24 protein-coding genes and 1 pseudogene are annotated in these 24807 nt (G+C 70.9%); 6 read left to right on the top strand and 19 right to left on the bottom strand.

Annotated elements, in window-relative coordinates:
• Nucleotides 1-62 precede the first annotated feature (62 nt).
• The 4 genes from ACWGI2_RS17055 to ACWGI2_RS17040 form a co-directional block, all read right to left on the bottom strand.
• On the bottom strand, nucleotides 63-1187 hold the full coding sequence (locus ACWGI2_RS17055) for a GuaB3 family IMP dehydrogenase-related protein (RefSeq protein ID WP_453397410.1): 1125 nt from the start codon (nucleotides 1185-1187) through the stop codon (nucleotides 63-65).
• 168 nt (nucleotides 1188-1355) lie between these two features.
• Nucleotides 1356-2873, bottom strand: a complete 1518-nt coding sequence (gene guaB, locus ACWGI2_RS17050) for an IMP dehydrogenase (protein WP_453696069.1) — start codon at nucleotides 2871-2873, stop codon at nucleotides 1356-1358.
• A gap of 152 nt (nucleotides 2874-3025) precedes the next feature.
• Nucleotides 3026-3601: a sigma-70 family RNA polymerase sigma factor gene (locus ACWGI2_RS17045; RefSeq protein ID WP_160506701.1), complete on the bottom strand. Its 576-nt coding sequence runs from the start codon at nucleotides 3599-3601 to the stop codon at nucleotides 3026-3028.
• Between the two features lie 266 nt (nucleotides 3602-3867).
• Nucleotides 3868-4479, bottom strand: coding sequence for a response regulator transcription factor (locus ACWGI2_RS17040; RefSeq protein WP_003948568.1), 612 nt, complete (start codon nucleotides 4477-4479; stop codon nucleotides 3868-3870).
• Nucleotides 4480-4869: 390 nt separating this feature from the next.
• On the opposite strand from ACWGI2_RS17040, the gene ACWGI2_RS17035 reads away from it, so the two are divergent.
• A complete protein-coding gene (locus ACWGI2_RS17035; RefSeq protein WP_453397412.1) occupies nucleotides 4870-5232 on the top strand; it encodes a WhiB family transcriptional regulator in 363 nt (120 codons plus the stop codon).
• A 22-nt stretch (nucleotides 5233-5254) separates the two neighbouring features.
• Here ACWGI2_RS17035 and ACWGI2_RS17030 read toward each other — a convergent pair whose 3' ends face one another.
• Entirely contained in the window at nucleotides 5255-6151 is an 897-nt protein-coding gene (locus ACWGI2_RS17030) for a LysR family transcriptional regulator (protein ID WP_453397413.1), read from the bottom strand.
• A 79-nt stretch (nucleotides 6152-6230) separates the two neighbouring features.
• Between ACWGI2_RS17030 and ACWGI2_RS17025 the strand changes: the two genes are divergently transcribed.
• Nucleotides 6231-6908: an MOSC domain-containing protein gene (locus ACWGI2_RS17025; protein ID WP_453696067.1), complete on the top strand. Its 678-nt coding sequence runs from the start codon at nucleotides 6231-6233 to the stop codon at nucleotides 6906-6908.
• Between the two features lie 131 nt (nucleotides 6909-7039).
• Nucleotides 7040-7813 (top strand): SDR family NAD(P)-dependent oxidoreductase, encoded by a 774-nt coding sequence (locus ACWGI2_RS17020; RefSeq protein WP_453397415.1) that lies wholly within the window; start codon nucleotides 7040-7042, stop codon nucleotides 7811-7813.
• 140 nt (nucleotides 7814-7953) lie between these two features.
• On the opposite strand, the gene groL is transcribed toward ACWGI2_RS17020, so the two are convergent.
• The 3 genes from groL to ACWGI2_RS17005 all read right to left on the bottom strand — a co-directional run bounded on the left by groL (nucleotide 7954) and on the right by ACWGI2_RS17005 (nucleotide 11410).
• Entirely contained in the window at nucleotides 7954-9582 is a 1629-nt protein-coding gene (groL, locus tag ACWGI2_RS17015; protein ID WP_453397416.1) for a chaperonin GroEL, read from the bottom strand.
• A gap of 119 nt (nucleotides 9583-9701) precedes the next feature.
• A complete protein-coding gene (groES, locus tag ACWGI2_RS17010) occupies nucleotides 9702-10010 on the bottom strand; it encodes a co-chaperone GroES (protein ID WP_006347174.1) in 309 nt (102 codons plus the stop codon).
• 476 nt (nucleotides 10011-10486) lie between these two features.
• Nucleotides 10487-11410: a polysaccharide deacetylase family protein gene (locus ACWGI2_RS17005; RefSeq protein WP_453696065.1), complete on the bottom strand. Its 924-nt coding sequence runs from the start codon at nucleotides 11408-11410 to the stop codon at nucleotides 10487-10489.
• 82 nt (nucleotides 11411-11492) lie between these two features.
• On the opposite strand from ACWGI2_RS17005, the gene ACWGI2_RS17000 reads away from it, so the two are divergent.
• Complete coding sequence (locus ACWGI2_RS17000; protein ID WP_453696064.1) at nucleotides 11493-12734, top strand: THUMP-like domain-containing protein; 1242 nt, start codon at nucleotides 11493-11495, stop codon at nucleotides 12732-12734.
• A gap of 51 nt (nucleotides 12735-12785) precedes the next feature.
• Here the strand turns inward: ACWGI2_RS17000 and ACWGI2_RS16995 are convergent, their stop codons facing one another.
• From ACWGI2_RS16995 to tsaB, 6 genes are all read right to left on the bottom strand, one after another.
• A complete protein-coding gene (locus ACWGI2_RS16995) occupies nucleotides 12786-14081 on the bottom strand; it encodes an RNA polymerase sigma factor (protein WP_453696063.1) in 1296 nt (431 codons plus the stop codon).
• 49 nt (nucleotides 14082-14130) lie between these two features.
• Nucleotides 14131-14487, bottom strand: coding sequence for a YciI family protein (locus ACWGI2_RS16990; RefSeq protein ID WP_453397420.1), 357 nt, complete (start codon nucleotides 14485-14487; stop codon nucleotides 14131-14133).
• A 189-nt stretch (nucleotides 14488-14676) separates the two neighbouring features.
• The gene (locus tag ACWGI2_RS16985; RefSeq protein WP_453696062.1) at nucleotides 14677-14934 is read right to left on the bottom strand and encodes a hypothetical protein; all 258 of its coding nucleotides are present in this window, start codon (nucleotides 14932-14934) and stop codon (nucleotides 14677-14679) included.
• Nucleotides 14931-16037, bottom strand: coding sequence for a tRNA (adenosine(37)-N6)-threonylcarbamoyltransferase complex transferase subunit TsaD (gene tsaD / locus ACWGI2_RS16980; RefSeq protein ID WP_453696060.1), 1107 nt, complete (start codon nucleotides 16035-16037; stop codon nucleotides 14931-14933). The genes ACWGI2_RS16985 and tsaD overlap by 4 nt, the downstream gene beginning before the upstream one ends.
• Nucleotides 16030-16512, bottom strand: a complete 483-nt coding sequence (rimI, locus tag ACWGI2_RS16975) for a ribosomal protein S18-alanine N-acetyltransferase (RefSeq protein ID WP_453696747.1) — start codon at nucleotides 16510-16512, stop codon at nucleotides 16030-16032. The genes tsaD and rimI overlap by 8 nt, the downstream gene beginning before the upstream one ends.
• Nucleotides 16513-16541: 29 nt before the next feature.
• Nucleotides 16542-17198 carry a tRNA (adenosine(37)-N6)-threonylcarbamoyltransferase complex dimerization subunit type 1 TsaB gene (gene tsaB / locus ACWGI2_RS16970; protein WP_453696059.1) on the bottom strand — a complete coding sequence of 219 codons (657 nt, stop codon included), beginning with the start codon at nucleotides 17196-17198 and terminating at the stop codon, nucleotides 16542-16544.
• A gap of 108 nt (nucleotides 17199-17306) precedes the next feature.
• Here tsaB and ACWGI2_RS16965 point away from each other — a divergent pair, with 108 nt between their 5' ends.
• Nucleotides 17307-17858: a hypothetical protein gene (locus tag ACWGI2_RS16965; protein ID WP_453397424.1), complete on the top strand. Its 552-nt coding sequence runs from the start codon at nucleotides 17307-17309 to the stop codon at nucleotides 17856-17858.
• 285 nt (nucleotides 17859-18143) lie between these two features.
• Here the strand turns inward: ACWGI2_RS16965 and tsaE are convergent, their stop codons facing one another.
• The 5 genes and pseudogenes from tsaE to ACWGI2_RS16940 form a co-directional block, all read right to left on the bottom strand.
• Complete coding sequence (tsaE, locus tag ACWGI2_RS16960) at nucleotides 18144-18656, bottom strand: tRNA (adenosine(37)-N6)-threonylcarbamoyltransferase complex ATPase subunit type 1 TsaE (protein ID WP_453397425.1); 513 nt, start codon at nucleotides 18654-18656, stop codon at nucleotides 18144-18146.
• Nucleotides 18595-19888: pseudogene (locus ACWGI2_RS16955) on the bottom strand (alpha/beta fold hydrolase). Before ACWGI2_RS16955 ends, tsaE begins: the two are co-directional and overlap by 62 nt.
• A gap of 13 nt (nucleotides 19889-19901) precedes the next feature.
• The gene (gene alr, locus ACWGI2_RS16950; RefSeq protein ID WP_453696057.1) at nucleotides 19902-21071 is read right to left on the bottom strand and encodes an alanine racemase; all 1170 of its coding nucleotides are present in this window, start codon (nucleotides 21069-21071) and stop codon (nucleotides 19902-19904) included.
• 635 nt (nucleotides 21072-21706) lie between these two features.
• A complete protein-coding gene (locus ACWGI2_RS16945) occupies nucleotides 21707-23143 on the bottom strand; it encodes an NAD(P)H-hydrate dehydratase (RefSeq protein WP_453696056.1) in 1437 nt (478 codons plus the stop codon).
• Nucleotides 23144-23332: 189 nt separating this feature from the next.
• Nucleotides 23333-23701: a holo-ACP synthase gene (locus ACWGI2_RS16940; RefSeq protein WP_160506682.1), complete on the bottom strand. Its 369-nt coding sequence runs from the start codon at nucleotides 23699-23701 to the stop codon at nucleotides 23333-23335.
• Nucleotides 23702-23801: 100 nt separating this feature from the next.
• Here ACWGI2_RS16940 and coaA point away from each other — a divergent pair, with 100 nt between their 5' ends.
• Nucleotides 23802-24800, top strand: coding sequence for a type I pantothenate kinase (coaA, locus tag ACWGI2_RS16935; protein WP_453397428.1), 999 nt, complete (start codon nucleotides 23802-23804; stop codon nucleotides 24798-24800).
• The last annotated feature ends 7 nt before the right edge of the window (nucleotides 24801-24807 follow it).

Below are 24807 nucleotides of genomic sequence, written 5' to 3'. Positions count from 1 at the left end.
CACAACAAGGGCCCCGGTAGATACCGGGGCCCTCCATGGACGTCAGTCCGAAAACCGAACCGTCACCGCTTGTGCTGCGCGTCCGCGACCGTCACCTCGACGCGCTGGAACTCCTTGAGCTCGCTGTAGCCCGTCGTCGCCATCGCGCGGCGCAGCGCCCCGAAGAAGTTCATCGAGCCGTCCGGGATGTGCGAGGGACCGCTGAGGATCTCCTCCGTCGTGCCGACCACGCCGAGGTCGACGCGCTTGCCGCGCGGCACGTCCTCGTGGACGGCCTCCATGCCCCAGTGGTGGCCCTTGCCCGGCGCGTCCGTGGCGCGGGCCAGCGGGGAGCCGATCATCACCGAGTCGGCGCCGCAGGCAATGGCCTTGGGCAGGTCGCCGGACCAGCCCACGCCGCCGTCCGCGATGACGTGCACGTACCGGCCGCCGGACTCGTCCATGTAGTCGCGGCGGGCGGCGGCGACATCCGCCACAGCGGTGGCCATCGGGACCTGGATGCCCAGGACGTTGCGCGTGGTGTGCGCGGCGCCACCGCCGAAGCCGACGAGGACACCGGCCGCGCCGGTACGCATCAGGTGCAGCGCGGCGGTGTACGTGGCGCAGCCGCCGACGATCACCGGCACGTCGAGCTCGTAGATGAACTGCTTGAGGTTGAGCGGCTCGGCGGCACCGGAGACGTGCTCGGCCGAGACGGTGGTCCCGCGGATGACGAAGATGTCGACGCCCGCGTCCACGACGGCCTTGGAGAACTCGGCGGTGCGCTGCGGGGAGAGCGCGGCGGCGGTGACCACGCCCGAGTCGCGCACCTCCTTGATGCGCTGCCCGATCAGGTCGGCCTGGATCGGCGCGGAGTAGATCTCCTGGAGGCGGCGGGTGGCGTTGTCGGTGTCCAGCTCCGCGATCTCGTCGAGCAGCGGCTGCGGGTCCTCGTACCGCGTCCAGAGGCCCTCGAGGTTCAGGACGCCGAGACCACCCAGCTCACCGATGCGGATCGCGGTCTGCGGCGAGACGACCGAGTCCATCGGCGCCGCCAGGAAGGGCAGCTCGAAGCGGTAGGCGTCGATCTGCCAGGCGATCGAGACCTCCTTCGGGTCGCGGGTACGACGGCTCGGCACGACGGCGATGTCGTCGAAGGCGTACGCCCGGCGGCCGCGCTTGCCGCGCCCGATCTCGATCTCAGTCACGTGGGTGGCCCTTCAGCTTTCTTCGGTACTTCGCACTTCTTCGGCACTTCGGCACTCGGTCTGCCGCTCCAGTATCCCCGACGCGCGCAAAGGGGGCGGCCCGGGGAATCCGGACCGCCCCTCACGCGCGCGTGGAGCGCTGTCAGCGTCTCTCGGCCTACGAGGCCGTCAGCGCTTGTTCGTGTAGTTCGGCGCTTCGACCGTCATCTGAATGTCGTGCGGGTGGCTCTCCTTGAGGCCCGCCGAGGTGATCCGTACGAAACGGCCGTTCCTCTGGAGCTCCGGAACCGTCTGGCCGCCTACGTAGAACATCGACTGGCGCAGACCGCCGACCAGCTGGTGCACGACCGAGGAGAGCGGGCCGCGGTAGGGCACCTGGCCCTCGATGCCCTCGGGCACCAGCTTCTCGTCGGAGGCGACGCCCTCCTGGAAGTAGCGGTCCTTGGAGAAGGACTTGCGGTCACCGCGGGTCTGCATCGCGCCGAGCGAGCCCATGCCGCGGTACGACTTGAACTGCTTGCCGTTGATGAACATCAGCTCGCCCGGGGACTCCTCGCAGCCTGCGAGCAGCGAGCCCAGCATGACCGTGTCCGCGCCGGCGACGAGCGCCTTGGCGATGTCGCCGGAGTACTGGAGGCCGCCGTCGCCGATGACCGGGACCCCGGCTTCCTTGGCGGCGAGCGACGCTTCGTAGATGGCCGTCACCTGCGGTACGCCGATTCCGGCGACGACACGCGTCGTACAGATGGAGCCGGGTCCGACGCCGACCTTGATGCCGTCGACACCGGCGTCGATGAGGGACTTGGCGCCGTCGCGGGTGGCGATGTTGCCGCCGATGACGTCCACGCCCGAAGCATTGGACTTGATCTTGGCGACCATGTCGCCGACCAGGCGGGAGTGGCCGTGCGCGGTGTCGACGACGATGAAGTCGACGCCCGCCTCGATGAGGGCCTGGGCACGCTCGAAGGCGTCGCCCGCGACACCGACGGCGGCGCCCACCAGGAGGCGGCCTTCGCTGTCCTTGGCGGCGCCGGGGTACTTCTCGGCCTTGACGAAGTCCTTGACCGTGATGAGGCCCTTGAGGATGCCGCTGTCGTCGACGAGCGGAAGCTTCTCGATCTTGTGGCGGCGCAGCAGCTCCATGGCGTCGACGCCGGAGATGCCGACCTTGCCGGTGACGAGCGGCATCGGCGTCATGACCTCGCGCACCTGGCGCGTGCGGTCCGACTCGAAGGCCATGTCGCGGTTGGTGACGATGCCGAGCAGCTTGCCCGCCGGGTCGGTCACCGGGACGCCGCTGATGCGGAACTTGGCGCAGATCGCGTCGGCCTCGCCGAGCGTCGCGTCCGGGTGCACCGTGATCGGGTCGGTGACCATGCCGGACTCGGAACGCTTCACGAGGTCGACCTGGTTGGCCTGGTCCGCGATGGAGAGGTTGCGGTGCAGCACGCCGACGCCGCCCTGTCGCGCCATGGCGATCGCCATGCGGGACTCGGTGACCTTGTCCATCGCCGCGGAAAGCAGCGGGACGTTCACGCGCACGTTCTTCGAGATGAGCGAGGAAGTGTCGATCTGGTCCGGCGCCATGTCCGACGCGCCGGGCAGCAGCAGCACGTCGTCGTAGGTCAGCCCGAGCGTCGCGAATTTCTCGGGCACCCCAGTCGAAGAACCGCCGTTTGCAGTCATGACACCTTCCCCAAATGGCCTTGATCGGTGCGGATGTCCATGCTAACGGGAACGGAGGGTGTCTCATTCCACGATCAAGATCATCGACTAGGTTTGTACGTTCATACGGCATGAACGGCCGCTGAAGTCACATGTCGAGCAAGCCGTGATCGCTACTGCTCGGCCAGCGCCCGCAGCCGACTCAACGCGCGATGCTGCGCGACGCGCACGGCGCCCGGGGACATGCCGAGCATCTGCCCGGTCTCCTCGGCCGTGAGCCCGACCGCGATCCTCAGGAGCAGCAGCTCGCGCTGGTTCTCCGGAAGGTTCGCCATCAGCTTCTTGGCCCACTCGGCGTCGCTGCTGAGCAGCGCGCGCTCCTCGGGACCGAGGGAGTCGTCGGGCCGCTCCGGCATCTCGTCCGACGGCACCGCCGTGGACCCGGGGTGGCGCATCGCCGCGCGCTGCAGGTCGGCGACCTTGTGCGCGGCGATGGCGAAGACGAACGCCTCGAAGGGGCGCCCCGTGTCCTTGTAGCGAGGCAGCGCCAGAAGGACCGCGACGCACACTTCCTGCGCCAGGTCCTCCACGAAGTGCCGCGCGTCGCCGGGGAGTCGGGAGAGTCTGGTGCGGCAGTACCGCAGCGCCAGGGGGTGCACATGAGCCAGCAGATCGTGCGTCGCCTGCTCGTCACCCTCGACCGCGCGAAGGACGAGGGCACCGATCACCGTCGTCCTGTCATCGCGCATCGGTCCATGGTGCCTTGGCGCCGATTGATCCGTGGCACCACGTCCGTAGTTGTGCACCGAAGCGTTATGAGCGGGTGCGCCGGAACTCATCTCGTGCGCCCTCCCCTCCCGCTCGACCGACCTGTCCCCGAGGAACTCCACACCTCAAGGATGCGGCATCGGCGGCGAAGCAACGGCAACCGCTCCCGCGAGAGGGAGCGACGGGCGTCCGTCACCCCGCCCACCACACGGCGGGCGGGGATCGCCGTGCCCGCACGGCGGCACACCTATCGGACCAGGCCCCAGCGGAAACCGAGCGCCACGGCGTGCGCGCGGTCCGAGGCGCCGAGCTTCTTGAACAACCGCCTGGCGTGGGTCTTGACCGTGTCCTCGGAGAGAAAAAGCTCACGTCCGATCTCGGCGTTCGACCGGCCGTGGCTCATGCCCTCGAGCACCTGGATCTCACGCGCGGTGAGTGTGGGCGCCGCGCCCATCTCGGCCGAACGCAGTCTGCGCGGAGCCAGTCGCCACGTCGGGTCGGCGAGCGCCTGCGTGACGGTCGCGCGCAGTTCGGCGCGCGAGGCGTCCTTGTGGAGATAGCCGCGGGCACCGGCGGCGACCGCGAGTGCGACCCCGTCCAGGTCCTCGGCCACGGTGAGCATGATGATGCGCGCACCGGGGTCGGCGGACAGCAGCCGCCGGACCGTCTCCACGCCGCCCAGACCGGGCATGCGTACGTCCATCAAAATCAGGTCCGAGCGGTCGGCGCCCCAGCGGCGGAGGACTTCCTCGCCGTTGGCCGCTGTCGTCACGCGCTCGACGCCGGGCACGGTCGCGACCGCGCGGCGGAGCGCCTCTCGGGCGAGCGGGGAGTCGTCGCAGACGAGGACGGATGTCATGACTGTCCTCCGCGGCTCTCACAGCTGCTGCGCGTCACCTTGAGCCTCCAGGCTGGTACTTATTCGTCACCTGTGCGGTTGACGCTCTCGGACATCTGCCCGAGCGCTTGTTCTTTCAACCGCCTCCGCACTCTCAACGACGGTCACCCGAAAGAGTTACGGGGCGGTGGGCCACCTTCGGCACTCTACGTGAGGGCGCGGACACGGAGCAGGCAGCGCAAGAGACCCTCAACGTTTCATCACAACCCATGCCCCATTTAGCCCTCTTCCTTCCCTTTTGCTGGTGTCTGTGGCTAGATTTTCCAATGAGTCATATTTTCATCTCCTTAGACAGTAGATGTACGGTCGTGGGCACCGTATCCGCGCAGAACGGCTACCAGGAGACAAGCAATGGCAGATTTCTCCCGCCTTCCCGGACCGAACGCAGATCTCTGGGACTGGCAGCTCCTCGCCGCCTGCCGTGGGGTCGACAGCTCGCTCTTCTTCCACCCCGAGGGTGAGCGGGGCGCGGCACGCAGCGCGCGTGAGAACTCCGCCAAGGAGGTCTGCATGAGGTGCCCGGTACGTGCGGAGTGCGCAGCTCACGCCCTCGCGGTACGGGAGCCGTACGGCGTGTGGGGCGGCCTCACCGAGGACGAGCGCGAGGAACTCATGGGCCGCGCCCGCAACCGCCTCGTCACGACGTCCGCACCCTCTGCGTCGGCGTCGGCCGCGACCAGGGCATCAAGCGGCGGCATCGTCACGCACACCTGAAGGAACGTTTCTTCGGAAGCGCTCAGCGCTCCGCGGCGCGCGCGAGGTGGTCCAGCGTGGCCGCCACAGCGGGTACCTGCGCCAGATCCGGCAGGGTGAGCGCGACGATCTCGCGCTGGACAGCAGGCTCCACCGTCACTGTGCGTGCACCTTTGGGGCGTACGGACTCGATGGCGAGCTCGGGCATCACCGCGACCCCCAGGCCCGCGCCGACCAGTCCGATCACCGCCGGGTAGTCGTCGGTCGCGAAATCGATGCGGGGCACGAATCCCGCCCCCTCGCAGACCTCGACCAGCTGCCTGCGACAGCGCGGACAGCCCGCGATCCACGGCTCGTCGGCCAGCTCCCCGATGGCGACCGACTCCGCCTTGGCGAGCCGATGCCCCTCGGGCACGAGACCGACGAGCCGGTCGGCCAGAAGCGGACGTACGACCAGGTCGTCCCACTCCTCCGCGGCGGACGCACCCTCGTACCGGAAGGCGAGCGCCACGTCGCAGTCGCCCTCGCGCAGCATCTCCACCGAGCGCGGCGGTTCGGCCTCCACGAGCGACACCCGGGTGCCGGGGTGCGCCGCGCGCAGGGCGGCCAGTGCGCTCGGCACCAGCGTCGAGCTGCCGCTGGGGAAGGAGACGAGGCGGACCCGGCCCGCCCTCAGGCCCGCGATCGCGGCGACCTCCTCCTCGGCGGCCGTCAGTCCCGCCAGGATCCCGGCAGCGTGCCGGACCAGGGCCTCGCCGGCTTGGGTCAGGCGCATCTCACGCCCTGTGCGGATCAGCAGTGTCGTGCCAGCGGAGGCTTCGAGTGCCTTCATCTGCTGGCTGACGGCGGGCTGGGTGCAGCCGAGCTCGCGCGCCGCGGCGGAGAAGGAGCCGGTGGCGGCGACCGCACGCAGGACGCGGAGATGACGGGCCTCGATCATGACTCAAGCATAAGCGACGCTTGGGTCGGGCGGCGAATAATGTGTCGACCCTTTGAGCGAGCTCGCCTAGCCTTTCGACATGAAGCTTCTCTCCGTGAATCTGGGCCGGTACAAGGCCGTGGAGTACACCGACGCCCCCTCGGGCGGCACCGGCATCGACAAGCAGCCCGCCGAAGGGGCCGTACGGGTGACGGCGCCCGGCGCGAAGGGGGTCGGCGGGAGCGGGGTGGCCGGGGACGACGTCTGCGACCTGCGGCACCACGGCGGCGACAACCAGGCCGTGTACGCCTACGCGCGCGAGGACCTCGACGCGTGGGAGCGGCTGCTCGGCCGCCCGCTGCCCCATGGCTCCTTCGGCGAGAACCTCACGACGTCCGGGCTCGACGTGAGCGGTGCGAAGATCGGCGAGCGCTGGCGCGTCGGCCCCGATCTGCTCCTCGAAGTGACATCGGGCCGCATTCCCTGCCAGACGTTCCAGGGCCACCTCGGCGAGACGCGGTGGGTCAAGCGTTTCACCCAGCAGGGCACTCCCGGCGCCTACCTGCGGGTGATCGAACCGGGTGAGATCCGCGGCGGGGACGCGATAGAGATCGTGCACCGACCGGCGCACGAGGTCACCGTCGCCCTCCAGTTCAGGGCCGTCACGACGGAGAGGCACCTGCTGCCGAGCCTGCTCGCCGCCGGGGACGCGCTGCATCCCGAGTCGGTCGACGCGGCAAGGAAGTACGCGGAGAAGTACGGCTCCCAGGCTTCATGACGGGCATGACCGGCGTAACTGGCCTTCGGGCCCGGCGACTTGGGCCGGGCACGACGCGAAAACGGAAGCAGAGCAGGCCGGGAGGGCCTCCGGGCGACACAGCGGTCACCGGATCTCACTAGCCTTGGTCCATGACTACGGCTCTGATTACGGGATCGACCGCCGGTATCGGCGCAGCCTTCGCCCGGCGGCTCGCCGGTGACGGCCACAACCTGGTCCTGGTGGCACGGAACACCGAGCGGCTGCGGGAACAGGCGACCGAACTGCACGACCGGCACGGCATCGAGGCGGAGGTGCTCACCGCGGACCTCGCGACGGACGACGGGATCGCCGCCGTCGAGAAGCGGCTCGCGGACCGCAGGAACCCGGTCGACCTGCTGGTGAACAACGCCGGGTTCGGCAACAAGGGCCAGTACCTGGAGGTGCCGATCAAGGACGAGCTGACGATGCTGAAGGTGCACTGCGAGGCGGTGCTGCGGCTGACGTCGGCGGCGACGGAGTCGATGCGGGAGCGGGGCCGCGGTGGCGTCGTCAACGTCGCTTCGGTGGCGGCGTTCGTGCCGCGCGGGACGTATGGCGCGTCGAAGGCGTGGGTCGTGCAGTTCACGCAGGGAGCGGCGAAGGATCTGGCCGGCTCCGGGGTGCGGCTGATGGCCCTGTGCCCCGGATTCGTACGGACCGAGTTCCATGAGCGCGCCGGGATGGGGACGTCCAACATCCCCAAGTGGATGTGGCTCGACGCGGACAAACTGGTCGCTGCCGCGCTGTCCGACTTGGCGCGCGGCAAGTCCCTCTCCATCCCGGACCCCAAGTACAAGGCGATGATGGGAGTCGTGAAGGTGACCCCGAGGGCGCTGCTGGGCGGCGTGACATCCCGTACCGGCCGCAAGTACGGCCCGCAGTAGCGGGCCCCGTAAGGGGCGCGGGGAACTGCGCGACAAGCCACGACGGGCCCGCACTCGGGAACGCACGGAGGCCCGGCACCCCACTAGGGGGTACCGGGCCTCCGTTTCAGCTACGCGGCAGCGTCAGGCGTCAGGCGAGGTCAGTGAGAGTGACCGTGCCCGTGGCCGTGACCGGCCTCGCCCTCTTCCTCGGCCGGCTTCTCGACGACCAGGGTCTCGGTCGTCAGCAGCAGCGAAGCGATGGACGCGGCGTTCTCAAGGGCGGAGCGCGTCACCTTGACCGGGTCGATGACGCCGGCCTTGACCAGGTCGCCGTACTCGCCGGTCGCGGCGTTGAAGCCGAAGCCCTTGTCGAGCTCGGCGACCTTCGAGGTGATGACGTAGCCCTCGAGGCCGGCGTTCTCGGCGATCCAGCGCAGCGGCTCGACGGCGGCGCGGCGGACGACGGCGACACCGGTGGCCTCGTCGCCCTCCTTGCCGAGGTTGCCCTCGAGGACCTTGACGGCGTGCACCAGAGCGGAGCCACCACCGGAGACGATGCCCTCCTCGACCGCGGCGCGGGTCGCGGAGATGGCGTCCTCCAGACGGTGCTTCTTCTCCTTGAGCTCCACCTCGGTGGCGGCGCCGACCTTGATGACGCACACGCCGCCGGCCAGCTTCGCGAGGCGCTCCTGGAGCTTCTCGCGGTCCCAGTCGGAGTCCGTGGCCTCGATCTCGGCCTTGATCTGGTTGACGCGGCCCTCGACCTCGGCAGCGTTGCCGCCGCCGTCGACGACGGTGGTGTCGTCCTTGGTGATGGTCACGCGGCGGGCGGTGCCGAGCACGTCGAGGCCGACCTGGTCGAGCTTGAGGCCGACCTCTTCGGCGATGACGGTGCCGCCGGTGAGGGTGGCGAGGTCACCGAGCATGGCCTTGCGGCGGTCACCGAAGCCGGGAGCCTTCACCGCGACGGCGTTGAAGGTGCCGCGGATCTTGTTCACGACCAGGGTCGACAGGGCCTCGCCCTCGACGTCCTCGGCGATGATCAGGAGCGGCTTCGAGGCGTTGGTCTGGATGACCTTCTCGAGCAGCGGCAGCAGGTCCTGGATGGACGAGATCTTGCCCTGGTGGATCAGGATGTACGGGTCGTCGAGGACGGCCTCCATACGCTCCTGGTCGGACACCATGTACGGGGACAGGTAGCCCTTGTCGAAGGCCATGCCCTCGGTGAAGTCGAGCTCAAGACCGAAGGTGTTGGACTCCTCGACGGTGATGACACCGTCCTTGCCGACCTTGTCCATCGCCTCGGCGATGAGCTCGCCGACCTGCGGGTCCTGGGCGGACAGACCGGCGACGGCCGCGATGTCGGCCTTGTCGTCGATCGGGCGCGCGGTGGCGAGGAGCTCCGCGGAGACGGCCGCGACAGCGGCGTCGATGCCCTTCTTCAGGGCGGCCGGGGAAGCGCCGGCGGCGACGTTGCGCAGGCCTTCCTTGACCAGGGCCTGGGCGAGCACGGTCGCGGTGGTGGTGCCGTCACCCGCGATGTCGTTGGTCTTGGTCGCCACCTCCTTGACGAGCTGCGCGCCGAGGTTCTCGTACGGGTCCTCGACCTCGACCTCACGGGCGATCGTGACACCGTCGTTGGTGATGGTGGGGGCGCCGAACTTCTTGTCGATGACGACGTTGCGGCCGCGGGGGCCGATCGTCACCTTGACCGTGTCGGCAAGCTTGTTGACGCCGCGCTCGAGGGCGCGACGGGCGTCCTCGTCGAACTTCAGGATCTTCGCCATGGGAGCGGTTCAGCCCTCTCGGAAACTCGGGTTTGACGAACGAACTGCGCCCCTCGCCGCCCGGCAATCAGCAGGGGTGGCCAGGGGCGCAGCTCAAAGCATGTTTCTGCTCGGGTGAATTACTTCTCGACGATCGCGAGCACGTCGCGAGCCGAGAGGACGAGGTACTCGTCGCCGTTGTACTTCACCTCGGTGCCGCCGTACTTGCTGTACAGCACGACATCGCCGACCTTGACGTCGAGCGGCAGGCGCTCGCCGTTCTCGAAGCGGCCCGGGCCCACGGCGAGGACAGCACCCTCCTGGGGCTTCTCCTTCGCGGTGTCCGGAATGACCAGGCCGGAGGCCGTGGTCTGCTCGGCGTCGAGCGGCTGGACCACAATGCGGTCCTCGAGCGGCTTAATGGCAACCTTGGAGCTGGCGGTCGTCACGATCCGGTCTCCCCCTTCGGAGATCTACGGGGTTAACAGTCTGGGGTGGCGACCAGGTGGATCCGTCGTCGCGGGTGCCGGACCTGCCCGTCGCTGTTGGCACTCTCCAGTGGTGAGTGCCAAGGCCGAGACTAGGACGACGATTAGCACTCGGTCAAGCGGACTGCTAATTCACTGACGCGGGTCTTATCCGGGTGGAGACGCCGATGGGCCCCCGCGCCCCTCGGGGCAACGCTTCCCCGCGGCGGGCGGTTCCGTCTCCGTCGCCGTGTGCCGCCCCGTTCTCGGCGCACCCGCGGGCGGGTGGGCACAGCTTGGCGAGGCCGCGGGTTTCCTCGGCGGGACCTTCTCCGCCGCCTTTCTGCCCAGGCGTTCGATCGGGTCCACCGACTGCGCGCACCCCGTGAGCAGCGCGGGCGCGAGCACGCCTGCCGCGAGCGCGCCGACGAGGAACCGCCGCGCCCGCGCCCGCCCGGTCACAGGTAGTCCTCCAGCCTGGCCACGGCGTACCCCTTGTCGGTGACCGTCTTCATGACCTTGCGGACCATGTCGGGCATCGTGCCTTTCCAGTCCTCGCGCCCCCGGAAATGCGTGAGGATGATGTCGCCGGGGTGCAGGTCCCGGTCCCACTCGCGCCAGGCCATGCGGTTGGGGAAGGCCTCGGACGCCCACAGCGGCACGGCTTTGATCCCGCAGGACTTTGCGGCCCGCAGCGTGTCCGCGTTGTAGTTGCCGTACGGCGGGCGGAAGAGCTCGGGCCGCTTGCCGTAGCGCTTTTGGATGGTGTTCTGCATGCCGCAGATCTCGCGGCGCTGGGCCGCGTACGAAAGGCCCGGCATGTAGCGGTGGTTGAGGGTGTGGTTGTTCAGGACGACGCCTCGGGACTGCATCTTCTTGAAGTAGCCGTAGTCCTCCTTGACCAGATAGTCGCTGAGGAACGCGGTGTACGGGATCTGCAGCTCGCTCATCATCTTGAGCAGCTCCGGGTCCTTCTCCGCGCCGTCGTCGATGGTCAGGAAGACGATCTTCTTCTTGGTCGGGATGGTCGTGAAGACGGGCGGAAGACCCTCCTGCCCCTTGACCTCGAACCCCTTGCGCGTGGTGATCTTCGGCTTCTTGGCCGGGGCGGGCGGCGCGGCCAGCGGGGTCTTCGCCAGGCCCCAGCGTTTCGCGGCGGCGGCGCGGGCGACCTGGGTGACGCGGAGTTTGTGGGCGTAGGAGTCGAGGGCGCGGGCGGGCGGCGCGTCCAGACGCTGCTGACCGGGGGCGGGGTTGGCTCCGCCGTCGTCGCCCGAGGCGCAGCCGGAGGCGATCGCGGCGACGACGAGAGCGGCCACTCCGGCCCGTACATGCCGCGTCCGCCTTCTGCCGTATTTTTCGTTTTGTCGTACTAGTTGCATGGCGCCGGATCTTTGCAGCTCACAGCCCCGCTGTGGGGCCGACACCGCCACCGGACGCACACCATCCACCGACTGGCCCACAATGGGCCGGGTGAACGACCTCGACCGCGACTCGACCGCCCTGACCTCCTTCTCCGCGCTGCTCACCCCCGAAGGCCGGTCCCTGCTCGAACTCGGCGAGGTGCGGGAGGCCGATCCGGCCCGCGAGCTGGCCGTCGCCACCCGTCTGCGCCGCGACCACCCGGCGGAGCTGGTCACGGCGGTCCTCGCGCAGGCGCGGCTGCGGCGGCGGGCCGTGGCGAAGTTCGGCGCCGAGGACGCGGGACGGATGTTCTTCACGCCGAACGGCGTCGAGCAGGCGACCCGGACGAGCGTGGCCGTGCACCGCGCCGAGAGCTTCAAGGCCCTCGGCGTACGGAGCGTGGCCGATCTCTGCTGTGGCATCGGCGGCGACGCGATCGCCCTCGCCCGCGCCGGGATCTCCGTCCTCGCCGTCGACCGCGACCCGCTGACCTGCGCGGTGGCACGGGCGAACGCGGACGCCCTTGGCCTCGCCGACCTCATCGAGGTGCGCGAGGCCGATGTCACCGAGGTCGACACGTCCGCGTACGGCGCGGTCTTCGTGGACCCCGCCCGGCGCGGGGGGCGGGGCCGCATCTTCGATCCCGAGGCCTACTCGCCGCCCCTCTCCTGGGCGATCGAGGCCGCCCGCAAGGCTCCGCACGCGGCGCTGAAGATCGCTCCCGGCATTCCGCACGAGGCGATTCCCGCCGATGCCGCGGCGGAGTGGATCTCGGACGGCGGGGACGTGAAGGAGGCCGTGCTGTGGTTCGGCACGGACACCCCGTCCTCGCACCGCGCGACGCTGCTGCCCTCGGGGGCATCGCTGTGGTCCTCGCTCGACGCGATGCTGCCGGATCCGGAGGTGCGGGCGGTGGGGCGCTATCTGTACGAGCCGGACGGCGCCGTCATCCGTGCCCATCTGGTGGCGGAGGTGGCCGCGCGGGTGGAGGGCGGTCTGATCGACGAGACCATCGCGTACGTCACCTCCGACGCGCCGCACACGACGCCGTACGCGGTGGCGTACGAGATCACCGATCAACTCCCCTTCGGCGTGAAGAAGTTGAAGGCGGTGCTGCGGGAGCGGGAGGTCGGGATCCTGACGGTGAAGAAGCGGGGCTCGGCGGTGGAGCCGGAGGAACTGCGGCGGAAGGTGAAGCCGCAGGGCAAGAACTCCGCGACGGTGTTCCTGACGAGGGTGGCGGGGGCGCCGGCGATGCTGATCGGGCGCCCCGTGATCGCTCACCCCGTGGCGGAAGCCTGAAGCCCCCCGGGTCCCGGGCACCGTCGATCACCGGCTCCGCCGAGTTCGTCCTCAATCGCCGGACGGGCTGGAGGATTCAGCTCGCCCCAGCAAGAACTCCCGCTCCCTCCCATTCCGCGTGAGCCCCGCCGCCCGCTCGAACTCGACCCGCGCCTCCGCCACCCGTCCCAGCCTCACCAGCAGGTCACCCCGCACGCTCGGCAGCAAGTGGTAGTCCTTCAGGGCGGGTTCATCCGCGAGCGCGTCGACCAGGGGCAGTGCCTCCGCGGGGCCCGAGGCCATCGACACCGCCACGGCGCGGTTCAGTTCGACCACCGGCGAGGGAGCCCGCTCGGCCAGCAGGGTGTACAGGGCGACGATCTGGGGCCAGTCCGTCTCCTCGTACGACAGCGCGTTGGCGTGGCTCGCGGCGATCGCGGCCTGGAGTTCGTAGGGGCCGGGGCCGCCCGTGGACGCGGCCCGCGCGCGGGCGAGTGCGGTGAAGCCCCGCCGGATCAGCGGCCGGTTCCAGTGGCGGCGGTCCTGGTCCGCGAGGAGCACCGGCTCGCCCTTCGGCCCCGTCCGCGCCGCCGACCGGGACGCCTGGAGCTCCAACAGCGCCGCCAGGCCGTGCACTTCGGCCTCCCGCGGCATGAGCCCCGCCAGCACGCGGGCGAGGCGGAGCGCGTCCTCGCACAGGGAGGGGCGCAGCCAGTCGTCGCCCGCCGTGGCCGCGTACCCCTCGTTGAAGATGAGGTAGATGACTTCGAGCACCGACCCGAGCCGGGCCTCGCGGTCGCCCCCGTACGGCACTTCGAAGGGCACGCCTTTGGCGGCGAGGGTGCGCTTCGCGCGCACGACGCGCTGGGCCACCGTCGACTCGGGGACCAGCATCGCGCGGGCGATCTCCGCCGTCGTGAGGCCGCCGAGTAGCCGCAGCGTGAGTGCGATGCGGGCCTCCGCGGAGAGCACCGGGTGGCAGGCGGTGAAGACGAGGCGGAGCAGGTCGTCGTCGATGTCGTCGGGGTCGGCGGGCTCGTCGACGTGGGGCGGCGCCGCCTCCAGGTCGCGGCCCACCTCCTGAAGCTTGCGCGCGTAGCGCTCCCTGCGGCGTACGAGGTCGATGGCGCGGCGCTTGGCGGTGGTCATCAGCCAGGCGCCCGGGTTGTCGGGGACGCCGGTCCGCGGCCACTGTTCCAGCGCGGCGACCATCGCGTCCTGCGCCAGCTCCTCCGCGATGCCCACGTCGCGCACGATCCGCGCGACGCCCGCGATCAGGCGCGGGGACTCGATGCGGAAGACGGTCTCGATGGCGCGGTCAGGGGTGTCCGGGCGGGGGTGCTCTGAGGAGTGGGCCGTCACGGCCACCCATCAGAGCACCCTCCGCGGGGCACCGCAAAGGGTCGGCGCCGGGACGTCAGCCCTCGATGATCTCCCGGACCTCCGCCGTCACGGTCCACTGCTCGTCGTGGGTCTTCAGGAACCGGCTCGCCCACTCGACGGCCTCGGCCTTGTCCTTGCACTGGCTGATCGAGTAGCCGCCGACAACCTCCTTGGCCTCGGTGAACGGGCCGTCCGTGACGGACAGCCGACCGCCCTTCCAGTGCACCTGGGTGGTCTGGTCGCTCGGGGTGAGACCCGCGGTCTCCAGCATCACTCCCGCCTTGGTGATCTCTTCGAGCAGCGCGCCCATGCGCTCGCCCATCTCGGGGCTCGGGCCGCCCTCGGGGGAGTTCTTCTCGTCGACGCGGATCATCGTCAGAAAGCGCGGCATGGTGGTCTCCCAACAGGTGGCGGCGGGGTTTCTCCTCGCCTCTCACCCATGCGTCGAACGGGAGACGCCCGGATCGACATCGTCGCCCAGATTCTTCGAAGATTTTTCCCGGGCACACGTTTCCGCAGGTCGCGGCCGCGCGGGGCCGCGATGCAGCACCACCGTCGCGACGGCTGCCGCCACGAGGCGTCAGTCCAGGCCGGCCGACTCGAACCGCCACCTGTGCACCGCCCGCGTCACCAACTCCGGTGTGGGCTCCGGGATTTCGGGGAGGTCTGCGTCGTACGGCGCGTCCCACCACGTCAGGACGAGCACCCGGTCCTGCGGGGCGCGGAAGCTCTCCCGGCGGACCGGGGCACCGTCCAGGGGCTGGGCCCTCGCCCACGCGAGCAGTTCCTCGCCGCGCCCGTCGGCGGCGCGGGCCTCCCACATCAGCGCGACGGTCACGAGTACAGGTTCTCCTTGCTTACCTCGTGCACGTGGCTGTGGTCGTGCGAGTGGCCCGGCACGTGCGGTTCCGTCACCGGGAGCGAGGAGTCCGCCGACAGGTCCCAGTCGGATGCCGAGCGGTTCCGCGCCACCATCTCCGCGCCGAGCGCGGCCACCATCGCGCCGTTGTCCGTGCACAGCTTCGGCCGCGGCACCCGCAGCCGGATCCCGGCCGCCTCGCACCGCTCCTGCGCCAGGGCGCGCAGCCGCGTGTTGGCGGCCACTCCGCCGCCGATCATCAGGTGGTCGACGCCCTCGTCCTTGCAGGCCCGCACGGCCTTGCGGGTCAGCACGTCGACGACCGCCTCCTGGAAGGACGCCGCCACGTCACGGACGGGGACGTCCTCGCCCGCGGCCCGCTTGGCCTCGATCCAGCGCGCGACCGAGGTCTTCAGGCCGGAGAAGGAGAAGTCGTAGGCGGCGTCGCGCGGGCCGGTGAGGCCGCGCGGGAACGCGATCGCCTTCGGGTCGCCCTCCTTCGCGTACCGGTCGATGACGGGACCGCCGGGGAAGCCCAGGTCGAGCACCCGCGCGATCTTGTCGAAGGCCTCGCCCGCCGCGTCGTCGATCGTCGCACCGAGAGGGCGTACGTCCGATGTGATGTCGGTGGAGAGCAGCAGCGAGGAGTGGCCGCCGGAGACCAGCAGCGCCATGGTCGGCTCGGGCAGCGTGCCGTGCTCCAGCTGGTCGACGCAGATGTGCGAGGCCAGGTGGTTGACGCCGTAGAGCGGCTTGCCGAGCGCGTACGCGTACGCCTTGGCCGCCGAGACGCCCACGAGCAGCGCGCCCGCGAGGCCGGGCCCCGCGGTCACCGCGATGCCGTCCAGGTCCTTCGCCGTCACGCCCGCTTCCTTCAGGGCGCGGTCGATGGTCGGCACCATCGCCTCCAGGTGCGCGCGCGAGGCGACCTCGGGCACGACGCCGCCGAAGCGCGCGTGCTCGTCGACGCTGGAGGCGATGGCGTCGGCGAGCAGGGTGGTGCCGCGGACGATGCCGACGCCGGTCTCGTCGCAGGAGGTCTCGATGCCGAGAACGAGAGGTTGGTCGCGCGAGTCAGCCATGGGTGTCGGTTCCTTGTACGGGATTCACTGAAGTTGATGGATCGGTCAGGCGCATCACCAGGGCGTCCACGTTGCCCGGCTGGTAGTAGCCGCGCCTGAAGCCGATGGGCTCGAAGCCGAAGCGCTCGTACAGCTTCTGCGCCCGGGTGTTGTCGACCCGCACCTCGAGCATGACCTCGGCGCACTCGAAGGCGGTCGCCGCGTTCAGCAGATCGGTCAGGAGCCGGGAGCCGAGCCCCGTGCCCCAGTGGCTGGGGGCCACCGCGATGGTCTGTACGTCGGCCTGGTCGCCGGCCGATGCGAGCCCCGCGTACCCGACGAGCCGCTCGCCGTCCATCGCCACCACGTACCGGCGGGTGGCCAGCGGCCCGCGCGCGTGGGAGAGCTCGGACCAGAACATGCCGCGCGACCAGGCGTCGTCCGGGAAGAGTTCCTTCTCCAGGACGAAGACGGGCTCGATGTCCCACCAGCGCATCTCGCGCAGGACGACTGTCGTCACGGATGTCACTTGGGGGTGACCACCTTGTAGTTCTTGGGGACCTGCGCGTCAGGGCGGCGCAGGTACAGCGGCCTGGGGGCAGGCAGCTCCTCGCCCGCGGCGAGCTTCTCCGCGGCGAGGGAGGCGAGCGAGGCCGCCGAGACGTTCTCGGGGGCGCGGGCGTCCGGGAAGGTCTCGGGGTAGAGCACCGCGCCCGCGCCGACGGCGGGCACGCCCGCCACCGCGTCCGCGATGTCCGCGGGGCGGTCCACCGCGGGGTCGGTGAGGCGGGTGCGCGGATCCGCGTACCGCGCCCAGTAGACCTCCTTGCGGCGCGCGTCCGTGGCCACGACGAAGGGGCCGTCCTCGATGCCGGACTCGTACGCGAGGCCGTCCAGCGTGCACACGCCGTGCACCGGCACGCCGAGCGCGAGGCCGAAGGTGTCGGCGGTCATCAGGCCGACGCGCAGACCCGTGTACGGGCCGGGGCCCACGCCGACGACGACGGCGGTGACGGCGTCGAGTCTGAGCCCGGCGTCGGCGAGCACCCGGTCGACGGCGGGAAGCAGCAGCTCGCCGTGGCGGCGGGCGTCCACCTGGCTGGAGGCTGCGACGACGGACGAGCCGTCGTGCAGCGCGACGGTGACGGCGGGGGTGGCGGTATCCAGAGCGAGCAAGAGCACGCGAATAGCCTACGGCTCCGACGCCCGGAGCACGGCCGACCGAGGTTGCCGCACACCTGCTGCTAACGTCACCCCGTAGCCGTACGGAGTACGAAGAGGGTGGCGCAGGTGTCCAGGAGCAGCTCGGGATTCGTGGCCGGGCTCACCGCCGCTGCGCTCGCCGCGGTCGGCTTCCTCGCTTACCAGGCATCGGCCAGCGCGCCGGACAGCCTGGGCAAGAAACCGGACACGTCCCCTTCCGCGTCGGCCTCGCGCTCCCCCAAGGACAAGGCCGACCCGACGGCGGTCCCGGCCCAGTCCGGTACGGGCGAGCGGGTCGTCTACTCGGTGGGCGAGGACCGCGTGTGGCTGGTCGGCGGCTCCGGCAAGGCGCTGCGCACCTTCAAGGTCACGCCGAGCACGGTGGACCCGGTCCCCGGTACGTACGCCGTCACCTCGCGCTCGGGCACCGTCACCGGAACGGACGGTGTGGCGATCGAGCACGTCGTGCGCTTCGCGAGCGTCGAGGGGATCGCGATCGGCTTCAGCGCGGCGGTGGACGGCTCGACGCCGAAGCCCGACCCGTCGAAGAAGACCGGCGGCATCCGCGAGTCCCGCAAGGACGGCAACGCGATGTGGGAGTTCGCGACGATCAGCAAGAAGGTCGTCGTCGTTCCGTAGGCGCGTCGCCCCTGGGCGCCGGATCACGCGGCGGTGTGGAGACCGCGCTCGCGGCCGCGCAGGACGCCAGCAGATCGCGCATGGAAATCCCCGATGGCCCCGACAGCCCGTGCGGCCGGGGCTGTGCGTCACGTTCTGAAGCCGACATGGATGCCTCCTGGGCTCCGGGGGCAGACGTGGTTAGGTAGACCTAACCAGTACCGGTATCCATGTGACCACGCGCGACGCACGCCGCGCAACATCTTCCCGACGCCCTGTCGGAAAGTTCGGGCGAAAAGACGAGGATCAGGCCGAAAGCAGCGTGAGGTCGGCCTCCGCCCACCGCGTCCCGACCCCGGTCAGCGTCACTTCCCGTACCTCGTCCGTCGTGTCGCCGACGGCCCGGTGGATGACGACGCGCAGCCGGTCGTCCGAGAGCTCCTCGACCTTGCCGTCGCCCCACTCCACGACGATCACCGATTCGGGCAGCGAGACGTCGAGGTCGAGGTCCTCCATCTCGTCGAGTCCGCCGCTCAGGCGGTACGCGTCCACGTGCACCAGGGGCGGGCCCTCGGAGAGCGAGGGATGGACGCGGGCGATGACGAAGGTCGGCGATGTGACGGCGCCGCGCACGCCGAGGCCCTCGCCCAGGCCGCGGGTCAGTGTCGTCTTGCCGGCGCCGAGCTCGCCGGTGAGCATCACGAGGTCGCCGGGGCGGAGCAGCTTGGCCAGGCGGCGGCCCAGGTCGCCCATCTGCTCAGGAGAGGTGACGGTGATGCCGAGGGAGTTCACGGGGGCCGGGTTGTGCGGTGCTTCCATGCCCACCCACGTTAGCCGCTGGAGGTCCGTGCGTCGGCCGCCGTCGGCAGGGCTCCCGTGCGGGCGAGGAGGTCGGCGATGCGGTCCGTGACGACCTCGGGGTGCTCCAGCATGACCAGGTGCCCGGCGTCCGGGACGAGCACGAGCTCGGCGTCCGGGAGCAGATCGGCGATGGCCTCGCTGTGCTCGCTGGGCGTCACCAGGTCCTTGTCCCCGGCCAGGACGAGTACGGGAAGCTCGGCGAAGTGCTTGAGCGCCTCCGCCTTGTCGTGCTCGGCGAACGCCGGATAGAACTCCGCGACCACGTCGATGGGCGTCGACTCGATCATCCGCTCGGCGAACCGCGAGATAGCCGGGTCCACGTCCTTCGACGAGAACGAGTAGCGCTTGATGATGCCGGCGAAGAGATCCGCCGTGGCACGCCGCCCCTTCTCCACCAGCTCCGCCTGCGATCCGAGCGCCTTCAGGACCCCCGGAAGCACGCGCCGCACGGCGTTCATCCCGGCGACAGGGAGACCGAAGTTGACCTGGCCGAGCCGCCCGGACGACGTACCCACAAGAGCGACGCCGACGACGCGCTCGCGGATCAGCTCGGGGAAGTGGTCGGCGAGGGCCATCGTCGTCATGCCGCCCATGGAGTGCCCGACGAGGACCAGCGGCCCCTCGGGAGCCGCCGCGTCAATGACGGCCTTCAGGTCCCGCCCCAACTGGTCGATGGAGACCGGCGTACGGTCCGTCAGCTGCGCCACGCCGCGCCCCGAACGGCCATGGCTGCGCTGGTCCCAGTACACACAGCGCACGACGCCGCGCAGCGCCGCCCGCTGGAAGTGCCAGGAATCCTGGCTCAGGCAGTAGCCGTGGCTGAAGACGACGGTGACGGGAGCGGGGGTCTTGCGTCCGAAGAGCCTGCGGCGGCGCGGCGCCTGCGCGCTGTCCGCCGAAGCCTTGTCGACCTCGTCCACCTCGTACGAGAGCTCCGTGCCGTCATCGGCGTACGCCACGCCGGGCATGCCGCGCAGCGAGCCGTACGGCCCGGACGCGTCGAGTGCGAGCCGCGCCTTCTTGCGCATGCCGCGGCCGACGGTCAGCCGCTCGATGGCGACACCGGCCGCGGCGCCCGCGGCGACGACACCTATCGCGGCACCGGCGAAGCCGGCCCTGCGCCAGTTACCGGCCGCCGCCGCGACTTCCGTCACCGCGTCCGCGGCCGCCCCCGTGCTGGTCTCGCTCACGTGCCGCTCCTCCTCAGACGCCGTCCGCTGCTCGCTGTTGTGGTCCCTCGTTCACATAGACGCGCGGAACACGCGATCCGATGCGGGTGACGATCTCGTACGCGATGGTGCCCGCCGCCTGCGCCCAGTCCTCGGCGGTCGGCTCGCCCCGGTCGCCGGGTCCGAACAGGACGGCTTCGGAGCCCACCGCGGGCTCGTCGCCGCCGAGGTCGACCACGAACTGGTCCATGGCGATGCGTCCCGCGACCGTCCGCAGCTTGCCGCCGACGAGCACGGGGCCGGTGCCGGACGCGTGGCGCGGGATCCCGTCCCCGTACCCGACCGGGACGAGCCCGAGGGTCGTCTCGCCGGGTGTGACGTAGTGATGCCCGTAACTCACGCCGTGACCCCCCGGAGCGTGCTTCACGAGGGCGAGGGAGGCGCTGAGCCGCATGACGGGCCGCAGCCCGAACTCCTCCGACGTGCCGACCTCGGGGCTCGGCGAGATCCCGTACATCGCGATCCCCGGACGTACGAGATCGAAGTGGGTCTCCGGAAGCGTGAGCGTGCCAGGCGAGTTGGCGATGTGCCGCACCTCGGGACGGATCCCGCGCTCCTCGGCGGCGGCCACCATCTCGCGGAACAGCGCGAGTTGAGCGGCGATGGACGGATGCCCCGGCTCATCAGCACACGCGAAGTGCGACCAGAGCCCGGTGACGCGGACCAGGCCCTCGGCCTCGGCCTGCCGCGCCTGCGAGACGAGTTCGGGCCAGTCGGCGGGCATGCAGCCGCCCCGCCCGAGCCCGGTGTCGGCCTTCAACTGAATCCGCGCCGTACGTCCCACTGCGCGGGCGGCGGCGGACACTTCCCGCAACGCCCAGAGCGCACTGACCGACATGTCGAGATCGGCCTCGACGCCTTCGCGCCAGGGCCCGCCCGGGGTCCACAGCCAGCACATGAGGCGCCCCTTGATCCCGGCGGCCCGCAGCGCGAGGGCCTCCTCGGGGGTCGCGGTGCCCACCCAGGTGGCTCCGGCCTCGACGGCTGCGCGGGCGCAGGGCACCATCCCGTGGCCGTACGCGTCCGCCTTCACCACGGCCATGAAGGCGGCTCCTGGGGCATGGGCGCGCAAAGTCCGCACGTTGGCCCGGAGGGCGGCCAGGTCGATCTCGGCGCGGGCACGCAAAGGTGCGGTCTCAGTCATAACGCCGACCAGTGTCTCAGAGCATCCCTGGCCGCCTGGCCCATAGCCCTCCCCCACATCCACCCCTGGACGAACAGGCCTCTCCCACCCACCCGCCCGTTTACCCCGCATCCGCCCCTGAACGAACAAGCTTTCCCGCCCACCCACCCGATTGCCCCGCGGTGTCGAGGGGTGCGCAGCAGGGGTGGGTGGGGAACCGGGGGGACATCGATGGGGCAACACCGCGCCCCACCCTCGGGAGCCCCGGCCCACACGCACCCGCAGTCGGCGACGCTCGCGAGGGGACGTGCCGGTATGTCCGCCCGGAGCACAGCTCCCGAAGACTCCGGAGCCGAAGCAACCCCACAGCCACCGGACGATAGCGAGGACGGACATACCGGCGCGGCCCCGCACCCACAGACGAACCGTTGCCGTACCCCGGACGCACCCGCAGCCGGCAACGCACGCGAGGGGACGTGCCGGTATGTCCGCCCGGAGCACAGCTCCCGAAGACTCCGGAGCCGCAGCAGCCCCACAGCCACCGGACGATAGCGAGGACGGACATACCGGCACGGCCCCGCACCCACACACGAACCAGCCCCGCACAGCGCAGCGCCCCGCAGCGCCCCGCGCCGGCCCCCGCCCAAGCCGCCCCCCTAGACCCCCCGAACATCCCGCCAAGCCAACGGAAGCGCAGCCGCCACGTCATGCGCTCCCACCGGCGCCCCCTGCGCCGCCCGCCGCCCAGCAAGGCCATGCAGATACGCCCCCACCGCCCCCGCGTCCCCCGCCCCGAGCCCCGCCGCGAGCAACGCCCCCGCCAGGCCCGAGAGGACGTCGCCGCTGCCCGCCGTGGCGAGCCAAGGGGTCCCCGTCGGGTTGACCCGCACGACGCCCTCCCGGCCGGCGGCGACCAGCGTCGTAGAGCCCTTGAGCAGCACCGTCGCCCCGTACCGCCCCGCCAGTTCCCGCACAGCGGCCAGGCGCCCCCGCTCGACCTCCTCCCGAGCGACCCCCAGCAGCGCCGCCGCCTCCCCCGCGTGCGGCGTCAGCAACGTAGGCGCCCCCCGCCCCCGCACGGCCGCCGCGTCGGCAAGGCGCAGCCCGTCCGCGTCGATCAGCACGGGCACATCGGCGCCGACCACCTCCGCGAGCCGCTCGGCGTCGTCCCCGAGCCCGGGACCGACCACCCAGGCCTGCACGCGCCCCGCCTTCGAGGGCGGACCCGCGGACACGAGGGTCTCCGGGTACCGCGCGATGACGGCATCCGCCGCGTGCCCCACGTACCGCACGGCCCCCGCGCCACCCCGCAGCGCACCGGCCACGGAGAGCACCGCCGCTCCCGGATACCGGGCGGACCCGGCGACGATCCCCACGACGCCCCGCCGGTACTTGTCGCTCTCCCCGGTCGGCATCGGCAACAGCGAGGCCACATCGGCGTACTGAAGGGCCTCGACCCCGCCCCCGTCCTCCCCGAGGTCGAGCCCGATGTCGACCAGCCGCACCACACCCGCGTACTCCCGCCCGGGATCGATCAACAGCCCCGGCTTGTACGCCCCGAAGGTCACCGTCACATCGGCCCGCACCGCATCGCCGTCCACGACCCCGCTGTCCGCGTCGACCCCGCTCGGCAGGTCGACGGCGACCACAGGGGTCCCCAAACCCCGTACAGCACTCACCAGTTGAGAAGCCTCGGCCCGCAGCCCGCCCTTCCCCCCGATGCCCACGATCCCGTCCACGACAAGATCGGCCCCGCGAAGAACGCCCTCCGCGCCCGCACCCCCGGCGACCCTCCCCCCAGCCGCCCGAAAAGCCGCGAGCCCCGCCCCGTGCACCCGTTCGGGCGAAAGCAGCACCGCGGACACGCCCGCCCCACGCCGGGCGAGCCGCGCCCCGGCGTACAGCGCGTCGCCGCCGTTGTCCCCGCTCCCCACGAGCAGCAGGACCCGGGAGCCGTACACCTTGCCGAGCACCTCGGCGCAGACCACCGCGAGCCCGGCGGCCGCCCGCTGCATCAGGGCACCTTCCGGCACCCGCGCCATCAACTCCCGCTCAGCGGCCCTTACCGTCTCCACCGGATACGCAATACGCATACACCGAGTGTCACCCAGCGCCGCGAACAGCGCCTATCCCTCAGCAACCACCACGGCGGAGGCCACCCCGTGCCACGCCCCAGCAAGACACGCCACGACCACACCCCCAGCCCAGCCACCCACGCAACCGCCCCCTCACCCAAAGCCACCGCTGCAAGCTCCGCGCGCACCACAACCACCACCCCGCGCCTATCCCTCGGCAATCACCACAGCAGAAGCCACCCCCGCGTCATGGCTGAGCGAGACATGCCAGGACCGCACCCCCAACTCGGCGGCCCGCGCGGCCACCGTCCCCTTCACCCGGAGCCGCGGCTGCCCGCTCCCCTCGACGTACACCTCCGCGTCCGTCCACCGCAGCCCCGCGGGGGCGCCCAGCGCCTTGGCCAGCGCCTCCTTCGCCGCGAACCGCGCGGCCAGCGAGGCGATCCCCCGCCGCTCCCCGCTCGGCAGCAGCAACTCCCGCTCCACGAAGAGCCGCCCGGCCATCCCGGACGTACGTTCCATCGCCGCCTCGAACCGATCGATCTCGGCCACGTCGATTCCGACCCCAATAATCACGAGCAGCAGCCTACGAGCCTGGGCACCCCGACCGTTCAAGCCCCGCAGGGGGTGACGCACCCCACCCCCCGGCCCGTTCAAACAGCCGTAACAATGGACTGTGATCTCTTCGGTCTCCGTACCCCCGACGACCGCGCGGAGCGCCCACCGGCACAGGCCGGAGGCGACTCCCTACCTCGACCTCACCCGCACCGAGTGGAGCGCCCTGCGTGACAAGACGCCGCTTCCTCTGACCGCCGCCGAGCTGGAGGAGCTGCGCGGCCTGGGTGACGTCATCGACCTGGACGAGGTGCGGGACATCTATCTGCCGCTCTCCCGCCTCCTGAACCTCTACGTAGGCGCCACGGACGGCCTGCGCGGCGCCCTCAACACCTTCCTCGGCGAGAAGGGCTCCCAGTCGGGCACGCCCTTCGTCATAGGAGTCGCCGGCTCGGTGGCCGTCGGCAAATCGACCGTCGCCCGCCTCCTCCAGGCCCTGCTCTCGCGCTGGCCCGAGCACCCCCGCGTCGAGCGCGTGACGACCGACGGCTTCCTCCTGCCCACCAAGGAGCTCGAAGCCCGCGGCCTGATGTCCAGGAAGGGCTTCCCGGAGTCGTACGACCGCCGCGCCCTCACCCGTTTCGTCGCCGACATCAAGGCGGGCAAGGACGAGGTGACGGCGCCCGTCTACTCCCACCTGATCTACGACATCGTGCCGGACCAGCGCCTCACGGTCCGCCGCCCCGACATCCTCATCGTCGAGGGCCTGAACGTCCTCCAGCCCGCACTCCCCGGCAAGGACGGCCGCACCCGCGTGGGCCTCGCGGACTACTTCGACTTCAGCGTGTACGTGGACGCGCGCGCGGAGGACATCGAGAGCTGGTACCTGAACCGCTTCAAGAAGCTCCGCGCAACGGCGTTCCAGGACCCGTCCTCGTACTTCCGCAAGTACACGCAGGTCTCGGAGGAAGAGGCCCTGGACTACGCCCGCACGACCTGGCGCACGATCAACAAGCCCAACCTCCTGGAGAACGTGGCCCCCACGCGGGGCCGCGCCACGCTGGTCATCCGTAAGGGCACCGACCACAAGGTGCAGCGGCTGAGCCTGCGCAAGCTGTAGACGCCCG

This window comes from Streptomyces sp. NPDC054866, from assembly GCF_053610745.1.
This window is presented reverse-complemented; position numbering and strand designations above follow the sequence as displayed.

Bases quoted from the DNA above. Each gene is read 5' to 3' on its own strand.
- ACWGI2_RS17000 (WP_453696064.1), top strand. From the start codon at position 11,493: ATGGGCCGGGTGAACGACCTCGACCGCGACTCGACCGCCCTGACCTCC.
- ACWGI2_RS17020 (WP_453397415.1), top strand. From the start codon at position 7,040: ATGACTACGGCTCTGATTACGGGATCGACCGCCGGTATCGGCGCAGCC.
- alr (WP_453696057.1), bottom strand. From the start codon at position 21,071: ATGACTGAGACCGCACCTTTGCGTGCCCGCGCCGAGATCGACCTGGCC.
- groL (WP_453397416.1), bottom strand. From the start codon at position 9,582: ATGGCGAAGATCCTGAAGTTCGACGAGGACGCCCGTCGCGCCCTCGAG.
- ACWGI2_RS17025 (WP_453696067.1), top strand. From the start codon at position 6,231: ATGAAGCTTCTCTCCGTGAATCTGGGCCGGTACAAGGCCGTGGAGTAC.
- ACWGI2_RS16945 (WP_453696056.1), bottom strand. From the start codon at position 23,143: ATGCGTATTGCGTATCCGGTGGAGACGGTAAGGGCCGCTGAGCGGGAG.
- tsaE (WP_453397425.1), bottom strand. From the start codon at position 18,656: ATGGAAGCACCGCACAACCCGGCCCCCGTGAACTCCCTCGGCATCACC.
- ACWGI2_RS17030 (WP_453397413.1), bottom strand. From the start codon at position 6,151: ATGATCGAGGCCCGTCATCTCCGCGTCCTGCGTGCGGTCGCCGCCACC.
- rimI (WP_453696747.1), bottom strand. From the start codon at position 16,512: ATGCGCTGGTGGGACATCGAGCCCGTCTTCGTCCTGGAGAAGGAACTC.
- ACWGI2_RS16990 (WP_453397420.1), bottom strand. From the start codon at position 14,487: ATGCCGCGCTTTCTGACGATGATCCGCGTCGACGAGAAGAACTCCCCC.
- ACWGI2_RS17045 (WP_160506701.1), bottom strand. From the start codon at position 3,601: ATGCGCGATGACAGGACGACGGTGATCGGTGCCCTCGTCCTTCGCGCG.
- guaB (WP_453696069.1), bottom strand. From the start codon at position 2,873: ATGACTGCAAACGGCGGTTCTTCGACTGGGGTGCCCGAGAAATTCGCG.
- ACWGI2_RS17040 (WP_003948568.1), bottom strand. From the start codon at position 4,479: ATGACATCCGTCCTCGTCTGCGACGACTCCCCGCTCGCCCGAGAGGCG.
- ACWGI2_RS17005 (WP_453696065.1), bottom strand. From the start codon at position 11,410: ATGCAACTAGTACGACAAAACGAAAAATACGGCAGAAGGCGGACGCGG.
- ACWGI2_RS17035 (WP_453397412.1), top strand. From the start codon at position 4,870: ATGGCAGATTTCTCCCGCCTTCCCGGACCGAACGCAGATCTCTGGGAC.
- tsaD (WP_453696060.1), bottom strand. From the start codon at position 16,037: ATGGCTGACTCGCGCGACCAACCTCTCGTTCTCGGCATCGAGACCTCC.